Source organism: Hyphomicrobium sp. 01T421, from assembly GCF_056398805.1.
The window spans coordinates 2,608,030-2,624,679 of record NZ_JBFTQC010000001.1 but is presented as its reverse complement, the minus strand read 5'-3'; the positions used below and the strand labels follow the sequence as shown (position 1 = coordinate 2,624,679).

15 protein-coding genes are annotated in these 16,650 nt (G+C 57.1%); 7 read left to right on the top strand and 8 right to left on the bottom strand.

Going from position 1 to position 16,650, the window contains the following annotated elements; translation table 11 throughout:
- The first annotated feature begins 23 nt into the window (after positions 1 to 23).
- From ada to AC1DK3_RS12115, 3 genes are all read left to right on the top strand, one after another.
- Positions 24 to 1,103 (top strand): bifunctional DNA-binding transcriptional regulator/O6-methylguanine-DNA methyltransferase Ada, encoded by a 1,080-nt coding sequence (ada, locus tag AC1DK3_RS12125; protein WP_477192443.1) that lies wholly within the window; start codon positions 24 to 26, stop codon positions 1,101 to 1,103.
- A gap of 249 nt (positions 1,104 to 1,352) precedes the next feature.
- Complete coding sequence (locus AC1DK3_RS12120; RefSeq protein WP_477192442.1) at positions 1,353 to 1,787, top strand: CBS domain-containing protein; 435 nt, start codon at positions 1,353 to 1,355, stop codon at positions 1,785 to 1,787.
- Positions 1,788 to 2,178: 391 nt separating this feature from the next.
- Entirely contained in the window at positions 2,179 to 3,312 is a 1,134-nt protein-coding gene (locus AC1DK3_RS12115) for an MFS transporter (protein WP_477192441.1), read from the top strand.
- A 70-nt stretch (positions 3,313 to 3,382) separates the two neighbouring features.
- On the opposite strand, the gene AC1DK3_RS12110 is transcribed toward AC1DK3_RS12115, so the two are convergent.
- Positions 3,383 to 4,474: a glycosyltransferase gene (locus AC1DK3_RS12110; protein ID WP_477192440.1), complete on the bottom strand. Its 1,092-nt coding sequence runs from the start codon at positions 4,472 to 4,474 to the stop codon at positions 3,383 to 3,385.
- Positions 4,475 to 5,239: 765 nt separating this feature from the next.
- Complete coding sequence (locus AC1DK3_RS12105; RefSeq protein ID WP_477192439.1) at positions 5,240 to 6,571, bottom strand: glycosyltransferase; 1,332 nt, start codon at positions 6,569 to 6,571, stop codon at positions 5,240 to 5,242.
- A gap of 309 nt (positions 6,572 to 6,880) precedes the next feature.
- On the opposite strand from AC1DK3_RS12105, the gene AC1DK3_RS12100 reads away from it, so the two are divergent.
- Positions 6,881 to 8,632 (top strand): FkbM family methyltransferase, encoded by a 1,752-nt coding sequence (locus AC1DK3_RS12100; protein WP_477192438.1) that lies wholly within the window; start codon positions 6,881 to 6,883, stop codon positions 8,630 to 8,632.
- A 123-nt stretch (positions 8,633 to 8,755) separates the two neighbouring features.
- Here AC1DK3_RS12100 and AC1DK3_RS12095 read toward each other — a convergent pair whose 3' ends face one another.
- The 3 genes from AC1DK3_RS12095 to AC1DK3_RS12085 all read right to left on the bottom strand — a co-directional run bounded on the left by AC1DK3_RS12095 (position 8,756) and on the right by AC1DK3_RS12085 (position 10,743).
- The gene (locus AC1DK3_RS12095) at positions 8,756 to 9,355 is read right to left on the bottom strand and encodes a hypothetical protein (RefSeq protein ID WP_477192437.1); all 600 of its coding nucleotides are present in this window, start codon (positions 9,353 to 9,355) and stop codon (positions 8,756 to 8,758) included.
- A 95-nt stretch (positions 9,356 to 9,450) separates the two neighbouring features.
- Entirely contained in the window at positions 9,451 to 10,098 is a 648-nt protein-coding gene (locus tag AC1DK3_RS12090) for a sulfotransferase domain-containing protein (RefSeq protein WP_477192436.1), read from the bottom strand.
- The gene (locus tag AC1DK3_RS12085) at positions 10,099 to 10,743 is read right to left on the bottom strand and encodes a sulfotransferase family 2 domain-containing protein (RefSeq protein WP_477192435.1); all 645 of its coding nucleotides are present in this window, start codon (positions 10,741 to 10,743) and stop codon (positions 10,099 to 10,101) included. It lies immediately after the preceding gene.
- A 307-nt stretch (positions 10,744 to 11,050) separates the two neighbouring features.
- Here AC1DK3_RS12085 and AC1DK3_RS12080 point away from each other — a divergent pair, with 307 nt between their 5' ends.
- The 3 genes from AC1DK3_RS12080 (at position 11,051) to AC1DK3_RS12070 (ending at position 13,858) form a co-directional block, all read left to right on the top strand.
- Complete coding sequence (locus AC1DK3_RS12080) at positions 11,051 to 12,031, top strand: NAD-dependent epimerase/dehydratase family protein (protein ID WP_477192434.1); 981 nt, start codon at positions 11,051 to 11,053, stop codon at positions 12,029 to 12,031.
- A gap of 131 nt (positions 12,032 to 12,162) precedes the next feature.
- Positions 12,163 to 12,714, top strand: coding sequence for an isoprenylcysteine carboxyl methyltransferase family protein (locus AC1DK3_RS12075; RefSeq protein ID WP_477192433.1), 552 nt, complete (start codon positions 12,163 to 12,165; stop codon positions 12,712 to 12,714).
- Positions 12,689 to 13,858, top strand: coding sequence for an NAD(P)/FAD-dependent oxidoreductase (locus tag AC1DK3_RS12070; RefSeq protein WP_477192432.1), 1,170 nt, complete (start codon positions 12,689 to 12,691; stop codon positions 13,856 to 13,858). Before AC1DK3_RS12075 ends, AC1DK3_RS12070 begins: the two co-directional genes overlap by 26 nt.
- Here the strand turns inward: AC1DK3_RS12070 and AC1DK3_RS12065 are convergent.
- From AC1DK3_RS12065 to AC1DK3_RS12055, 3 genes are all read right to left on the bottom strand, one after another.
- The gene (locus AC1DK3_RS12065; protein WP_477192431.1) at positions 13,855 to 14,961 is read right to left on the bottom strand and encodes a type III polyketide synthase; all 1,107 of its coding nucleotides are present in this window, start codon (positions 14,959 to 14,961) and stop codon (positions 13,855 to 13,857) included. The genes AC1DK3_RS12070 and AC1DK3_RS12065 overlap by 4 nt on opposite strands.
- Before the next feature lie 292 nt (positions 14,962 to 15,253).
- A complete protein-coding gene (copD, locus tag AC1DK3_RS12060; protein WP_477192430.1) occupies positions 15,254 to 16,177 on the bottom strand; it encodes a copper homeostasis membrane protein CopD in 924 nt (307 codons plus the stop codon).
- Positions 16,178 to 16,194: 17 nt separating this feature from the next.
- The gene (locus AC1DK3_RS12055; RefSeq protein ID WP_477192429.1) at positions 16,195 to 16,551 is read right to left on the bottom strand and encodes a copper resistance CopC family protein; all 357 of its coding nucleotides are present in this window, start codon (positions 16,549 to 16,551) and stop codon (positions 16,195 to 16,197) included.
- Between the last annotated feature and the right edge of the window lie 99 nt (positions 16,552 to 16,650).

The following is a 16,650-nucleotide window of genomic DNA, read 5'->3' as shown; positions in this document are numbered from 1 at the left end:
TGAACACAGGAAAAGCGAAAACCATGGTTCGCATGCTCGCAAAGCCGGCCGCAACGCACTCGGCCACTGACGACATTTTCTGGAACGCAGTCAAAGCCCGGGATCGCGGGTTCGACGGTAAGGTCTTCTATTCGGTGGCAAGCACCGGCGTGTATTGCCGGCCGTCCTGCGCGGCACGGCTGGCGCGACGGGAAAACGTGGCGTTTCACAAAACCTGCCGGGAAGCGGAGGCCGCCGGATTTCGTGCGTGCAAGCGGTGCAAGCCCAACGAAACGTCACCGTACGAGCGCGCCGCGGCCAAGGTCGCCGAAGCGTGCCGGATGATCGAGGCAGCCGAAGAGCCGCCGAACCTTGGCGAACTCGCGGCCGCCGTCGAACTGAGCGCATACCATTTTCATCGCGTGTTCAAAGAAATCGCGGGGATCACACCAAAGGCCTATGCGGTCGCCTGTCGTCAGCGGCGGCTGCGCACAACGCTTTCGAAAGCCAATTCCGTAACTGAAGCAATCCATGAGGCCGGCTTCAGCTCCAGCGGCCGCTTCTACGCCAACTCCAACGATGTCCTAGGCATGACACCGACTGAATTCCGCTCCGGCGGCACAAATGCCGAAATGCGCTTTGCTGTCGGCGAGTGCTCATTGGGCACAATTCTCGTCGCCAGCAGCGACAAAGGCATTGCGGCAATTCTCCTCGGAGACGATCCGGAAGCGCTGATTCACAATCTCCAAGACCGCTTTCCGAACGCGACACTGATTGGCGGCGATCGCGCATACGAGGGCGTCATGGCCAAGGTCGTCGGCCTCGTCGAAGCACCCGGCACGGGCCTCGACCTGCCGCTCGACGTACGCGGAACGGCCTTTCAACATCGAGTCTGGGAAGCGCTCCGCGAAATACCTGCTGGATCAACAGCGACATACTCAGAAATCGCCGGCCGCATCGGCATGCCGAAAGCGGTACGCGCCGTTGCAACGGCGTGTGCGGCCAACAAACTCGCTGTCGCCATTCCCTGTCACCGCGTCGTTCGAAATGACGGCTCGCTGTCCGGCTATCGTTGGGGGATCGAACGCAAACGCCGGCTGATCGAGAAGGAAGCGAAGCGCTAAGCCGTCGCCGGCGCATCCGCACCACATTATCAATTCATTGCCGAAAATCGAAAGTATGTTGCCGCCATCTCCTAACGCAATCGGATCGCATGCCGACGATCCGATTGCCTCGGCGTTTCCCATCACAAATAAGTTGTCGAATTGCAGCGCATCAAACTCTTGACCTTCACCCGCGATGAGGTCCCACTATATCGCTTTCAGGACTCTGCGGTGTCGATATTGGCACCGGTGCAAACGCGGAGGCGCGCCATGATGGTTGCAAACATTTTGGGGGTGAAGGGGACGGAAGTGATGACGGTGCGCCCTGCCGATACCGTCCGCAACGTCGCTCGCCGGCTCGTCCAGGAAAACGTGGGTGCTTTGGTCGTGAGTTCGGGCGGCAGCACCCTCGACGGTATCATTTCCGAACGAGATATTTCCCGCGGCGTTGCTATGTACGGTGAAAACATATGCTCCTTGCGCGTGTCCGATATCATGACCCAGGGCGTCGTGACGTGCGCGCCGGACGACGCCATATCGGACACGGCCCGAATGATGACGGAGCGCCGGATCAGGCACATCCCCGTGAAAGACGGTGCGCACATCGTCGGCATCATAAGCATTGGCGACATCTTGAAGTACCGCCTCGACGAAGTGATGCTCGAGACTCGCGTGCTCCGGGACATCGCGATGGTAAGCCGTTGAGCGACTAGTCAAGTCGTATCCCGTTGAACGTCTGGGCGCGCGCTCTCTCGCACCATCGATCGAGAGTTGCCGGGACCGGCCTGAGTGACGGACTCGGATCCTCCTCTTGCGGGCATGTGACTTGGATCAGGCACTGCGGCGAGACCGCATGCCGCGACGCCTCCATGCAATCAGCAGCACATCAAATCGGTAGGTCATCCTGCCGCCTCCGCGTCGCAACCATGAACCTAACTCCCCTGGCATCGAGATGCACCGGCCTCGTGCGGAACGCACTCCCGGGATAACCCGCCGCAAGGAAAAAGAAATGAGGTTCCCCTAAAAGGACTGAGCGATTCTGAGATACCTCATCCGGCACCAAGAGTGGCGGCGAACACAAGGCACGACGGCAGTAATGTCCGCATCCGCACCCGGTAGAAAAGAGCAATTTTCGACACGAGCTGCATTCTTCGTCTCCGGTTTCACCCTCGCCGCCTGGGCGCCACTCGTGCCTTATGTGAAAGATCGGAGCGACTTGAGCGACGCCGCCTTGGGCCTTCTTCTATTATGTCTGGGCGCCGGCTCCGTCATTGCCATGCCGTTAGCGGGCGTATTGTCGAAGCGATACGGCTGCCGGCCGGTGCTCCTCGTCGGCACACTTTTCATCGTCATGTCGCTGCCGGTTCTCGCACTGACGTCGTTCGTTCCCTTGCTCGTCGCTATGCTTTTTATCTTCGGCTCTGGCACGGGAGCACTCGACTGCGTGATGAACGTTCAGGCAATCATCGTCGAGCGGGCAAGCGGCCGCGCAATGATGTCCGGGTTCCACGGCCTGTTCAGCGTCGGCGGTCTAGCGGGCGTCGGCGTGATGACGCTGCTCCTCTCTTCGGGCGCTTCGCCATTCGCGGCGGCGATGACTGTTTCAGCCGTTGCGGTCCTCACCATGGCGCCAGCAGCGCCTCACCTGTTGCCTTATGGCGCCGAAGGTGACGGCCCTGCATTCGCGATCCCGCACGGCGTCGTGCTGCTCATCGCCCTTCTTTGCTTCGTCATGTTTCTAGCGGAAGGCGCCGTCCTCGACTGGAGCGCGGTCTTCATGACCGAAAACAGGAACGTCGATCCATCGATGGGAGGCGCAGGATATGCGGCTTTTGCACTGACGATGACCATTGGCCGATTGACCGGTGACGCCGTGGTCGAACGAGCCGGACGCAAAGCTGTACTTCTTGCTGGGCCGCTCTGCGCTGCTATCGGCCTGCTTATCGTGACGCTGGTGCCATCCGCGTGGGGCGCCATCATCGGCTTCGGTCTGGTCGGCATCGGCAGCGCGAATGTCGTGCCGATCTTTTTCACGGCAATCGGCCGTCAGACGACGATGCCCGAGCACATCGCCGTCCCGGCCGTGACCATGATCGGTTACGTCGGCATCCTTACGGGCCCTGCAGCCATCGGCTTCGTCGCACAAGCCGTCGGCCTGCCCATGGCATTCGCTGCAGTCGCGATCCTCGTTATCGGCGTCGCCGTCGGCGGTCGGTGGCTGCGAGTCTGATCGACGATCGACGTGCTTACAAACCACCGCAGTCCCGTGCGGTCGACGCGGGCATGGCACTTGACGATCGTCACGCGCGGCGTGGTCGTGCCTCTCCTGCGCGCGAGTTCTCAAGCATTCGCCGAACGAATTTGCTATCGGCCACGCGGCATTGCACGAACGCCGAATACGTTTCGAATGCGGTCAGAAAATGCAAATCCATAAGCGATGTCCAAGCGGCCTTCCTCAAGAGAGCATATCGGTTGCGCCGGCTTTGGCCGAGATACCGCTCTTTCGCGAGCGCCGATATGGCACGCGCCGCAGCGACTGTCAGCGATGCGCGGCGCTCCTCGAATATCGCATCGATAGCGTGATACGCGGTCCCGAGGTCCTGCATGATCGAGCCGTGCTCGCCCGTCCGCGACATGAGTTCTTCAAAATTGGGAATTCCTGAAAGTCCATCACATGGGTCTGTGCCCGAGCGCGCCCTCTCCCGAGCAGCGTAGAGAGCAAGATCGCGGGAGAACGACTGGCGGGATCGAAACTGCTCCGAAACCGCCTTCGCATGCACGCGGTGGTGCACGAACACGTCGGCGACGTTCTCGATGGGATGTTGCTCTGACAATCGGAGCCAAAGATCGAAATCCTCGGCATGCTCGAAAGGCGCGCGGTAGGCGCCGCAGGCCAGCACGGCATCCTTCCTCATGACGACCGAGGGATGAGATACGACGCAACGGCCGTTCTCATAGAGCTGCCTCCGCACCTCCAGGCTGGTCAGCGGAAAGGCGGATGTATCCCCGGTCTGGAAACCGTCTGCGTCGATCATCAGCACCTGCGAGCCGACCGCAGCCACCTTTGGCGAACGCTCGAGATACGCGATTTGGGTCTTCAATCGGCCGGGAAGCGAAACATCATCCGCATCCATCCGCGCGACGAGCGCCGTCTCGGCGGCATTCAATCCGCCATTGAGCGCTCTTACGATCCCGAGCGGCGGCTGGTGAATGATCTGGAGCCGCCCATTCCAGCGCAAATCGGAGAGTATGGAAGCGGTTCGATCGTTCGAACCGTCGTTGATGACGATCAGCTTGTTTATGAATTCCGCGTCCGGAACCAAGCTGGAAATGGCGCGAGAAATATATTTTTCGCCGTTTCTTACCGGCATGATCACATCAATTTTTGGCATTATCCCATCCCCAAATCGTCATGGCTTTTCAAGACATGCGATGTCGCATCGTCGAAAATTCCGCCGAATGGCGTGACGCACTTTGACTAAGGAGAACTTCAGTTACGCAACCGAGATCGGCAGCCGGCAATCGGCTGCGAAGGGATCATCGAATCTTCAAGGGACCGTCCAAGTTRCACGCGCGACAGCGAGCTCAACGATGCTCAGTGATGAGGCGCGCGCCTCTGGCCTTACGAATAAATTCCGCAACGATGCGTCTCCGCACGAGCTAATATTAAGACAGTATATTTTCAGGTGCACCGAACGCGCTAATCGCGCGCTCTGAAGTCTATGAAAAAATCGATGATCGAATATTCAAAATCGCGAAGCATGTACGCGTACTATCAATACAACCGTCCTAACGCAAAGATCCGCATGCGTCCATGTTTTGACGGCTCACCACCAAGCCAATCGTCGCCTCGTCAACAGCACTTTTGCGATCACGCTCCGCGAGCGGCAGATAGACTCCGTTCGATGGCAACCGGGCGGAGATGTTCGCATTTGATTGGCAACCGGCATTGAAACCCGATCGGTGCGCCCGTGAGCACAACACCGGAGGCGATGCGTCCTGTCGCAAGAAGCTGCACCGTATTACGTAAGCCCCAATTGCGAGACGCGCGGCGATGACCCTGCGTGCCGGACGGTAGTTCTGAAGTGCGTCCCCGAATTCGCGATCAAAGCGGATGAGTTCAAAGGGGCGGGACCTGCCCAAGCGGGAGATGAAGATCAAATCATCCGGCGATACGTTGCCACATGATCGTATGTCTTGAAAGCTTGCTCTCGTAGTTTTAGCGCGCGGCTCCGGAAGTGCTCGTAATCTGCAACAATCTGGAGAATTCCGGCGGCCAGTGACTCTGGCGAGGATCCGGCCACGCCATTCCCGGAGTCGATGAGCGTCGCGGGAAAAGTATTATGCATCGCGACCATCGGCTTTGCTGCCAATAGAGCTTCGACAGCGACCGCAGATCCCCGCGAGACGGGATAAGCCTTCGGGTCGTAAGGGAGAAGCAATATATCGGACCTATTCAACGCAACGAGATAGGATTCCGAAGATACCGCAACCGGCAACCGTTCGATCGCTTCCCCGAAGTCGGCAAGTTCTAAATCGAACTCTCGCGATCGGCGAGAATCGCGACCGGAGCCCTGTACGAGAAACTTCACCTGATTGAATTGCTTCGCGCACAAAACTTGCCGAATGATGTCGGGCAGAATTTGGGACCCTTTTTCTACACGGGGCTCGCCGAGCCAGCCGATAAGAAGTGGCTTGCCGATTGGACGACATTGCGCGTTCTGAAATGGACGAACGTCGATAGGATGGGGACAAACATCGACGTTAAGGCCCGTTAGGCTGGCCAAAAGCCGCGCACCTGCTTCAGTCTCGGAAGATAGCGTGACGTGACGAGCGACCGACACTAAACGCGCAACAGCCTTCGAGACGCGGCCGTTATAATTGGAAAAGGGCATATTCCAATCTGACCAACACGTTCTGACATGAACGAACGGGTGATCGGCACGAGGCCGATTTAAACACCAACTTGCCAGCATATCGACAGTCTGCGAGTCCGCCGTGGGCACGATTAGGCGGTCGGTCGGCATCAAATTTTGAGAGGTGAGAGCTCGTATGAGCTCAGCGTGTCGGTCGCCCAAAAGTGCGCTCAACGGCAATCTGCGGCGCAATTCAACTTCCCATGCGCGCTCACGAAGGCCTTTGCGCAGAACTTTACGATCACCGATCAGAGGCTTTAGAGCCCTCCCGATGACACCCGTTTGGTGCTCGTAGATAGTCGATGAGAATGCCGGCACGAAATCCACAAAATCTGGCACCAGAACTCTGTCGAGTTTCTTGTGCGCCAGCCAGACGGCTTTGTGTCCCAAAGAATGAGCAGCGGAAGAGAGCACCGTCGCCACGCCCAGATGATGACCTGACTGGCTTTTGATAGCCGGATCCACGATTATGGTTCGTGTCATGTCATGGTCGCTGAGCGATGCCTGGTAGGGACGTTCTAGGTTCGAAGTCGACCAGTGGTTGTTACCACCAACGGTCTCATCATAACTCATTGAGCAGTTCTGCAGCGCTCAGCATACGAGTCAATGATTGGATCTTCGCTGTCCTCAACAGCTTTTTCAGGAATCAACTCCCCCGTTATGCGTAAACTAATTTCCAGGACCACGTTTGGGCCTCGAGCATCCCGCGTCCTCCAGCCGAAAGACCATGGCTCCATGCACCCCATCTGGATGCTTCTCCAGAAATCCGCAGGCGAAGAGTAGGACAGGAACGCCACACACCCTTCATCGAGAACCAACGACCTCCTACACAAAGACAAGACTCGACATTATAGAGATGTGCTTCTTGGCGGGGGCTGGAATATGATTGTCGGTCGAGGGAGCGCTGTTGTCTCCATAGTAACACCTACATTCAACTCGGAGAGATTCCTCGACACGACGATGGCGTCTGTGATTGGACAGGAACCCGGCGAGTCTCCCCTTACAATTCTGTATCACGTACAAGACGGCGGATCGTCCGACGGTACTTTGGAGATCGTCAAGAAGTGGCAGGCATGGATTGCCGAGCAGCCAAAGTCGTCCCGCAAGGAGGTCGTCTTAACGGTTACCTCCAAGCCGGATGCCGGAATGTACGATGCAATTGCCAAAGGGTTCTCAACTCTCCCTGTTCAGCATTCGAATTTGATGACCTGGATCAACTCCGATGACGCCCTCGCGCCAGGCGCGATATCAGCTGCACTTTCTATCGTCTCTGATTTTCCGGAAGTGACTTGGCTTGGTGGCCGAACAGCCTTCTTGGACGAATGGGGCGCAATCACGAGCGTCTTCACGGCGTATCCTTTTTTTTCCGCTCTCTTTCGCGAGGGTCGTTATGACGGCCGGGAACGGCGCCCATTTCTGATGCAGGAGGGCACCTTTTGGCGTCCCACTCTTTGGGAATCTGCCGGCGGTCTGGACACGTCATTTAAGCTCGCCGGAGATTGGGATCTTTGGCGCAGATTTGCTGAATTTTCCGATTACACGGCAGTCGACTCGATCTTCGCGTTCCACCGAAAACGCAGTGGTCAATTGTCGGAGGACCTACCAGCGTACCACGCCGAGATCGACGCGAAGCTTCGCCAGGTGTCGCCTAAATTCGAACCAACGGAGAACCGTGCTCCTGTCTTCATCAAATTCGATTATCAAATAAATCGCTGGATCGTTGCACCCGGTGTCGCGAAGCAGGCACCAGCACCGGCAAACACCGAAATACGGCCATGGGTGCGAAAAAAGGGCATCGTACGCTCATCACAATTTGGGCATTGGATATCCGGCCTAAATCGAAAACGGCTGCAGAAGCGGCGGGCGCAGAATGGCCACAAGACCGAATTTCCCCCACCGAATACGGCGCCAAATGCTCCTCCTCGAATTGACCTCCTTGAATCCGGTATCTCCCGCCATCCAACGAAAGCCGATGCCCTGAGACGGATCAAGTCATTGAGCGTGCCGATCGGGACCGTTCTTGATGTTGGCGTACTTTCCGAAACCCCGGAGCTGATTGAAGCGTTTGGAGATAAATTCCAACTTCTCTTCGAGCCTATAGCCGAGTGGAATGCCACCATCTCAACTAATTACCGCGAGACCGCACATGAGATAGTGAACGTTGCCGTCACCAATTTCGAAGGCAGTGTGACGATGCGTACGGAGTCCATATTTCCCGGCATGGAAATTTCGCACGCGTACATTGCTCAGTCCTGGGAAACAGATAGGCCGCTGCGGGTCGTTAGCGCGACGACGATTGATTCAGCCGTCGGCGCTCGGAACCTAGCGGAGCCTTTCCTTTTAAAGATCGACGTTGACGGTGCTGAGCTGGACGTCCTGGATGGAGCAAAGCAAACACTCGGAAAATGCAGCATCGTCATTGTAGAGGCGACATTACAGAATCTTCCTGCGCGCCTTAATGCAGTTATCAAGGAAGGCTTCGAGCTATTCGATATTGTCGATCTGTGCTTCTACGATGAAACTCTTTATCAAGTTGATCTAATCTTCATCAATCGCCAGGTTGCAGACACCCTCAAGCTTCCTGACATTAACCACTTCGAGCCGGAGAAATGGCTCAATTATCTTCATGGGTAAAGTTCATGGTTGGCATAGCGAGAACGATGGACCCAACAACAAACGGATTTCAGATTGCTCGCGTTAGGTTCGGGCGTGGACGCTAAATGATCGGTTCGCCGCAGCGTCCAGGCATCCTTCACGCTAAGGTCTTTGATCCGGGTACGACGTATCGTAACCCATGCGAATCAGCCACTCGCGATGTTCTTCGGTGATGGCCGCTCCTAGAGCTTCACTAAGCTGATCTCGCCAGCGCCCGTCCCTCCCATCGTTCCGGTGGTTTCTGTGGGTCAGAAATTCCTGGTCATGGATTGAGTTGTCGTCTCGATTATTGGGCGTATCCCCGAGCAATTTCGCAAACCCAGAGAATTCTCGGTCTTCAAAATGGACATCTAGGGCCGCCGCCACAGCGCGCAAAGCTTCCTCCGGCCGCTCCATAATATCGCTGTAAACCAAATCGATCTGCGAGCGGGACGACCAATATTCGTGGAAAGAACGCCAATTTCGAATGAGATCCAGAAGTTGGCTATCGTCGGATGCCCAGCCCATCGACTGACTTGAGGCAGCGACATCTCGCAGATCCCGATGGCAGGTCAGGATAACGTCTGCCTTTCGGGCCAAGTCGTCATCATTCGCGTGGAGCTTGACGAGCACCGCTCCTGCCGCAGCTGCGCGATCACGATCAAAATCTCCCACCCAGCACGCATAGAGATCGGGAAAGCGTCTGGCGAGAATGCACCGCATCGCATTGTAGAGCCACGTACTGCCGCTCCTTGGCGTTCCAGCGCAAAGAAAAAGTGGCATAGGTTCAGCCTCCCCTCCTCGCGAGGGTAATGCACTCAAAGCGCATAACCAAGCTCGCGCATCACTGCGCCATGGTGGTGTTCGAACAATTTCGACTGAACCGCGGTGAATTCTTCCGCTCGGTCTCTTCCCAGACGAAAAAATTTGGGATCGGCATCGTGCATCTCTTCGAATGTTCGCTCAAATTGCCGGCGCGGACTCTGTTCGAGAAAATGAGCAAGCTTCTCGACTTCGATCGAAGGCGACCTGATGACCTCCTCGAAGCGAAGCAAAAGAAAATTATCGGCTCTCAATTCGCTTGTCGACGACTTGACGTGATCTGACCAAGAACCGCATGGAGCGTTTCCGACGATAACATCTTCAATTGACAGCTTCGTGCCGCCAAAATCACGCAAATAATGAAAGTATGACAGAAGGGCGGATTTGCCATCTCTCACAACATAGATGTATTTTTGATCATCGTCGGGGACATGATGCGTCTTCGTAATCTTTGCGCTTCTTGGCGTCGCGAAGCTGCTCCCGGTAAGCCGATTGATAGCCAAATCAGCGGGATTATTCTCCCATCGGGCGGCTACCGGAAGATCAAAGCAATCCGCCAGAAGCATGCGGATGAAAGTGTTCCCGCTTCGCGGATAAGAAGCCAGCCAAATCTCATCCCGACCGTCGACAGAATTATCGTTCATCTAAATCGACTGCCGATTTATCAGCCCCCGATAAAGATCCGTGTCACTCGCAAAAATCCCTTTAAGATGGCCATAGTTTGAACTGTAGTTGCTTCTATTGAGCGAAACCGAATGCTTCAATTCTATCTGGCATGCCTCCGAAATTTTCTTGCATGCATCTTGAAGATTATCGATTGAAAATATGATCAGCCTGCTATCGAGAGCAACACCTCTCAAGTAGTAACGGCCGTAAAAATGCTGAATGTGGTCCAACTCGGCGAATTCCTCCATAGACATTCGCCCATCCTTTATGAGTGACACCTCGCTGTGCCGTCTCCTCGTCACTTCAGTATCGGGAAGAGTTTGTTGGACGTAATGAAAATGCGATACGGCCCGCTCTAGAGGATCTCGTAAAATCAGTATTTTGAGATCGTAAGGCGTGTCATCGTAAGCGCACGCGGAGAAGTGGCCAAAAACAAACCAATCTTCGAGCTTTGCCAATTTTGCTTTTAGCTTTTTTTGCTCCCCTTCGCCCACGCTTTTATCGGACTGACAAATCCATGTCGGATGATTGAAATAGTCGAAATAAACATCATCACGGGATTCAATCTGAAACTTTATCGAAGTCCCGGCGCACTTAGGTATGTGTGGGAAGACAATTTTCATACCTCCTCCAGTACCTCACTAGCCGAGCGCTCCCGCATCCGCATCCAGGCATCAACAGACGACATCCGAATCCCTTGTTCGACGTCTGATTTTGACCACAGCGAGCATTTCGCTGACAAGCGGGCCGGGCTCGTTTCACCCGTTTTTTTCATTCTTTCCGCTAGCAATCGCGCCGTCCGTTGCCGCCGATCGGATGGAGGAAATTGCCCGCGACCCCGGTCAGCCCGCAAAACGGCGTCGGCAGAGACCGAGATTGCGTAGTAAAAGTGCGAGTGTCCGAGACTTTCACACCGCAAGGCGAACGGAGATGGCTAACTGGGCTTCAATGTCGGGCCAAAGAATATTCGTCGCAGGCGCAAGCGGCTTTGTCGGCACCTGTTTCCTTCGCGCCGCATTGGTCGCGGGCCACGAAGTCGACGCCCTGACCAGAGCGAAAAGCCACGCTGCGGCGCTTCGCGCGCAGGGAGTGAACCCGATTGTCGGCGACGTGTTGGATTCGGAGGGGGCATGGCGGGAAGCCTTGCGCAATGCCGATGCGGTCGTCCATCTCGCGCAACCACAGACTTTCGGCGGCCGCCTCACCAAAGCGCGCGCGATGCAGTATTCCGTCCTCCGGCTCGACATGGATCGCGCCTTGTTCGCAGCGATCGATCCGGCGAGAACGCGGCGGATCGTCTACGTCGCTGGTACGAGCTATTATGGCGAGTGCGGATCGGAAATCTGTGACGAGAACGCGATGCCTCACCCGCGAGGATGGGGACCCTATCTCGCTCCCGCGATTGAAGCCTTACCCAACTACATCGCGCGCGGACTGCCCATCGTAGCTGCGTTTCCAGGCTGGGTGTATGGCCCCGGCTCTTGGTTCGCGCAGTATGTCCTCGAACCGCTCCGCGATGGAAAGCCCGTCTACGGGTTGCGAGGTCGCGCCCGGTATACGTCTCCGGTCCACGTGGAGGATTGTGCACGCGCCATCCTCCATCTGACCGGCAACGGCGAGTTAGGAAGCCGCTATTTCGTCGTTGATGATGCTCCCGTGCCCGGCGAGCGGTTGGCCGAGATCGCGGCCAACGCGCTTGGCGTCACCGGGCATGGGCGCAAGTTGCCATTCGTTCTGCTGAAGCTTTTGGTCGGCCAAGTCATCGCGGAAAGCCTCGCCTATGAATGCCGTCTTTCGAACAATCGGTTGAAGTCCACCGGCTTTTCGTTCGAATTTCCGTCGTGCGAGCAGGGTATCCCACATGCCGTCAAGACATGGTTGCAAGAGAATCCGGCCCCGATGGTCGAATGAGTGATCAAACGCTGAACAAATTGAACGGTTCGATCACGGATCGATCAACCAATCGAAATACTTCCAATTGGAATTGCCGCCATTCATTTGTAAAATGGTCGAAGTCATTTACGAGTAAGAGCGGCTAGTTCATGATTTCAGATAGCATCGGTCTACCGCAGATAGTTGCTCTGCTCGTACTTTGCCAAAGAGGAGCCGAGGAGCTCTACTCGGCGCGCAATACCCGGGCATTGATCGCGGCGGGTGCCGAAGAAGCCGGCCGATCCTATTACCCCGTCGTCGCCACGACGCATCTGGCATGGATCGCAAGTCTCTTTTTCCTGATACCCGCGAGCGCTCCGGTATCCTCTATTTTGGCGGCCGCCTATATCCTGCTGCAAGGCGTCCGCTACTGGGTCATTGCCTCGCTCGGGGGATTCTGGACGCACCGCATTTTTACGCTCAAAGACGCGCCCATCGCCCAGAGCGGGCCCTATCGATATTTCCGCCATCCCAATTATGCTGTCACGATTGCCGAGACGTTTCTATTGCCGACTGTCTTCGGCGCATTAGCGCTCGGGATTATCATGTGCGCGGTGTGGACTGCCGTTCTCGCCTACAAGATCGAACTCGAGGACAAAGCACTTTTCGCTAGGCGCGCGCTTTCCGAGCAAAGCCTTGAACATCAGCGGCCCCTCACCTGACGAAGCACCGCTCGGCGACGCGACAGCCGACGCCATAGCCGTCGGCGGCGGCCTTGCAGGCTCCGCTTTCGCGCTGGAACTCGCGCGTCACGGCGCGAGCGTGATGATCTTCGAACGCAGCGGCGGCCCGCATCACAAAGTCTGCGGCGAATTCCTGAGCGACAGGGCACAGGCACTCCTGCACTACCTCGATATCGACGTCCATGCCCTCGGCGGCAGTTCAATCGATGCGCTCTGTCTCGCAAACGGCTCGAACCAGGCGAGCTCCCGCCTTCCCTTCAAGGCGGTAGGCGTCTCGCGTTTCCTTCTCGATGAAGCGGTTACGAAGGCCGCAGAACGCGCCGGCGCGAAGATTTTTCGCGGCACGTCGGTTGAGGGAATAGAAGATATCGGCGGCCGCGTCCGCGTTCGGACGGCGCGCGCGGTTTTCGAATGCCGTGCAGCGGCATTAGCGAGCGGCAAGCACAACATTCGCGGTCTGCCGCGACCCGATGGACCGATGGTCGGCTTCAAAATGCACCTGCGCCCCGCGGAAGCGGCGCGCACCGCACTGACCGGGGTCGTTCATTTGATCGCGTTCGCTGGCGGCTACCTCGGCCTATGCATGGTCGAGGATCAAACGCTGTCTATTGCGTGGAACATCCATTCGGATGTTCTGCAATTCGTTGGGACAAGCTGGGCCGCTCAATCGGCCTATTTCGCGGTGCAGTCGCGCATCTTCGCCGGCCTCATAGACGGCGCGACGCCTGCTTGGGCGAAGCCGCTCGCCGTCTCCGGACTTCCCTATGGCTTCATGCGTTCGGCGACGATCGCACCGGCGATCTATCCGGTCGGCGACCAGTTGGCTGTCATCCCGTCATTCTCGGGCGATGGCACGGCGCTCGCTTTGGCATCGGGGATCGCAGCCGCCCAGGCTGTTCTGAGATGCGAGAGCGCGTCTGACTTCCAGGCCCGCATGCTCGCGAACTTCAAGCCGCAGTTTGCCCGCGCGGCAGCCCTCGATCGGGTCATTGCCGGCGCACTGCTTCGCCGCGTTGGAATTGCCGGCGCGCGCCTCTTCCCCGGCATGGTGACGATGCTCGTCTCCGCGACGCGGCTGCGCGGCCTCGACGGCTTGATAGCGTCGCCTAAAGCGCGGAACTAGAGATCGAGCACGGCAAAATAGGCTGAAAAACCGGGCCCAAACGCCGCTAACAGATGCCGTCCTTTGTCTCCCGAGGCCATCGCTCTCTCGAGGATGAACAGCGCGGTCGCCGACGACATGTTCCCGAAGTCGCGCAGCACATCCCACGAATGCGCCAGCAGCGACCTGTCGATGCCGAGAACATCTTCCGCAGTCTCGAGCACTTTGCGTCCGCCCGGATGAAAAAGAAATCCCTTGAAATCGCGGAGCGACATGCCACGCCTGCCGACAAATTCCTTCACCACCTGACCGAGATTGTTACGCATCAATGTCGGAAGTTCCGGACTGAGCACCACGCCAAAGCCATCGCCTTTGACATCCCAACCCATGATATGTCGCGTGTTTCGCCAAGTGTGCTCACCGAAGGTCAGCACGACGGGCTTTTCGCCATTGGCGCCTCCACTCGCACCATTTGCAGATGTCCTGAGCACGACGCCGGCAGCGCCGTCCCCGAATAACGCCGCCGCAACGAACATCGCCATGCTTGGGTCGTTCGGGCGCGCGCAAAGGCTGCAGAGATCAACGGTGATGAAGAGGACATTCCCGCCCGGCCGACCTTGGGCGAAGCGCGCCGCGCGCGCGAGCCCCGCGACACCGCCGCCGCAGCCAAGACCGAAAATCGGCAACCGCTCGACATTCGGCGAAAAAGGCAGGCGGTCCATAAGCAGCGCGTCGAGGCTCGGAATGGCGAGCCCGGTGATCGTATTGGTGACAAAGGCATCGATATCGCCGAGCGATAATCCCGCGCGAGCAGTCGCGTCTAGCGCCACCTGCTCGAGCAATTTCAACGCGTGCTCTTGGAAAACTTCGGTACGCTCTTCCCAGGAATGCGCGCGGCGATACCAGTCGGTCGGCTGGCACGTGTAGCGAAAATCGATGCCCGTATTGGCAAAAAGTCCGTGCAGGCTTGCAAACTGCGGGTAGATGGTCGCCGCGTTTGCGAGCGCATCCTTCTGACTGACTTTGTAGGGAGGATTGGCGGAAGCAATCGAGAGAATTTCTACCGGCAGCCCAAGCTCCGGCCTGTGCGCGTGCTTCGCGAGATCAACCGGTAGCACTGTCATGGATCGTTCCCGTGGGTCGAAAAGGGCGATGTGCCGCCTACGCCGCCTTTCGCCTACGGCAACCTTAAGGCGCTATACAGTATACTGCCAATTCGACTTTACCAGCATGCTTACCCGTGGACTAAGACGTTCGAATAGAGCCGAATTCGCTCAAGGCTTCCACGCAGCTTCAGTCAACAGACATAGAACCGGAATAGAGCAAATCTCCGATTTTCGTGCGATTGCCCCTTCTGTGGACAATCAGAGCGAACTTATTTGCTCAGAATGTGGATAAATGGGCAAAGCATCGATTCTATTTTGCCGCCTGTTCAAGAGCCGCGGGCGGCATCGTTCCCAATTGAGCCACGATGCATATGATCAAAAGGCCGAAACACACTTCGATCAAGCTATTGCGGCGGAGCTGCTTTACTGCGCTCCGACTCGACAATGCTGGCACGAGCCAATAGCGATTGATCGCGGCCACGGCGACCATGGCGATAAATAGCACCACCTTGATCAATAGCAGTTGGCCGTATTCGGTGTGCGTAAAATGATGGACGCTGCCCACCAGGTAGAGCGAATTGATGATGCCCGTCGTGGCGATTGTCAGCACCGCTGCCATTCCTAGAAACGAAAATCGCCGGGTTACGCCTTCAATGTCCGCAGATGAGGAACGCGAACCTTCGTCGATCGAGCCGAGATAAAGTGCATAGGGCACCAAGCTTCCGACCCACGCACACACGGCGATGATATGAAGCACGTCGGCGAGGAGATGAATATCGCCCTTGAATCCGGGAGCGCTGGCGGCATGACCGGCGAAGGCTAGGCTTCCGGCGAATACGGCGGCCAACGACAACTCGAAAGACCGGAGCCAAATTCCCTGGCCTATCGCGGCCCCAACCGCTGCGCCAAGCAGCACCCCCACAATGAGCCGAACGATCCAAACGTGACCGAATTGCGTTTCAGTCAAAACCATTGCGGCTGTCCCGTCGGCAACGGATCGGCCCCACGCACCACCGTCGATCGCCGCACTGACAGAGAGAAACCATCCCGCACCCGAGGCGAAAGCCAACGCGAGACCTGCCCAGAAGATCAGTCGCAGCTGACTGTCGATGCCAAACTTCTCACTTCGCAATCTCAGGGAACCGGCAATCAGGCCGCGAAAAGACAAGACACCGGTCGCGAGAATAGTGGCCGAGTAGTGCAACGCTCGTGAAAGCACCAGCGGGTCAGCCACGTCGTTGACCTCACCAATTATTGGCCGACGCGGAAACTGAAGCTGCCTTGGGACTTGTGAGTATCAACCGAAAGCACGTGCCACTTTACTGTGTAAGATCCGGGCGAAAGACTTTTGACGCTCGCCTGTAGCGTATTCCCCGAAGCGCTACTGCCTCCGTCCACTCTGTCCCCATTCGAATTCTGTACTTCGGCTCCGCTGAATTTCGGCTCGAGAGATTCCGTAAAATACAAGGTTACGGTTTCGGGCGACGAACTGACCGTACTTCCGACGTCGGGGCTCGCATGATCCAGCACCGCATGTGCCTGAGCGATCGTCCCTCCTGCAGTCAGCGCCAACACAAATAAGGCGATCGCACGTTTTGAATTTGCCATCGGCTTCTCCCTCCATTGATTGGACGTGGCCACAACCGGCCGCTGAACATATCGTGCTTTCCTCGAAGACCACGAGGACGTCAGGGTTTATACCCGCTG

Excerpts from the sequence above, each read along its gene's own strand:
- AC1DK3_RS12080 (WP_477192434.1), top strand. The coding sequence starts at position 11,051 with ATGGCTAACTGGGCTTCAATGTCGGGCCAAAGAATATTCGTCGCAGGC.
- AC1DK3_RS12115 (WP_477192441.1), top strand. The coding sequence starts at position 2,179 with ATGTCCGCATCCGCACCCGGTAGAAAAGAGCAATTTTCGACACGAGCT.
- AC1DK3_RS12100 (WP_477192438.1), top strand. The coding sequence starts at position 6,881 with ATGATTGTCGGTCGAGGGAGCGCTGTTGTCTCCATAGTAACACCTACA.
- AC1DK3_RS12120 (WP_477192442.1), top strand. The coding sequence starts at position 1,353 with ATGATGGTTGCAAACATTTTGGGGGTGAAGGGGACGGAAGTGATGACG.
- AC1DK3_RS12105 (WP_477192439.1), bottom strand. The coding sequence starts at position 6,571 with ATGAGTTATGATGAGACCGTTGGTGGTAACAACCACTGGTCGACTTCG.
- AC1DK3_RS12075 (WP_477192433.1), top strand. The coding sequence starts at position 12,163 with ATGATTTCAGATAGCATCGGTCTACCGCAGATAGTTGCTCTGCTCGTA.
- AC1DK3_RS12065 (WP_477192431.1), bottom strand. The coding sequence starts at position 14,961 with ATGACAGTGCTACCGGTTGATCTCGCGAAGCACGCGCACAGGCCGGAG.
- AC1DK3_RS12055 (WP_477192429.1), bottom strand. The coding sequence starts at position 16,551 with ATGGCAAATTCAAAACGTGCGATCGCCTTATTTGTGTTGGCGCTGACT.
- ada (WP_477192443.1), top strand. The coding sequence starts at position 24 with ATGGTTCGCATGCTCGCAAAGCCGGCCGCAACGCACTCGGCCACTGAC.
- AC1DK3_RS12110 (WP_477192440.1), bottom strand. The coding sequence starts at position 4,474 with ATGCCAAAAATTGATGTGATCATGCCGGTAAGAAACGGCGAAAAATAT.
- AC1DK3_RS12090 (WP_477192436.1), bottom strand. The coding sequence starts at position 10,098 with ATGAACGATAATTCTGTCGACGGTCGGGATGAGATTTGGCTGGCTTCT.
- AC1DK3_RS12095 (WP_477192437.1), bottom strand. The coding sequence starts at position 9,355 with ATGCGGTGCATTCTCGCCAGACGCTTTCCCGATCTCTATGCGTGCTGG.
- AC1DK3_RS12085 (WP_477192435.1), bottom strand. The coding sequence starts at position 10,743 with ATGAAAATTGTCTTCCCACACATACCTAAGTGCGCCGGGACTTCGATA.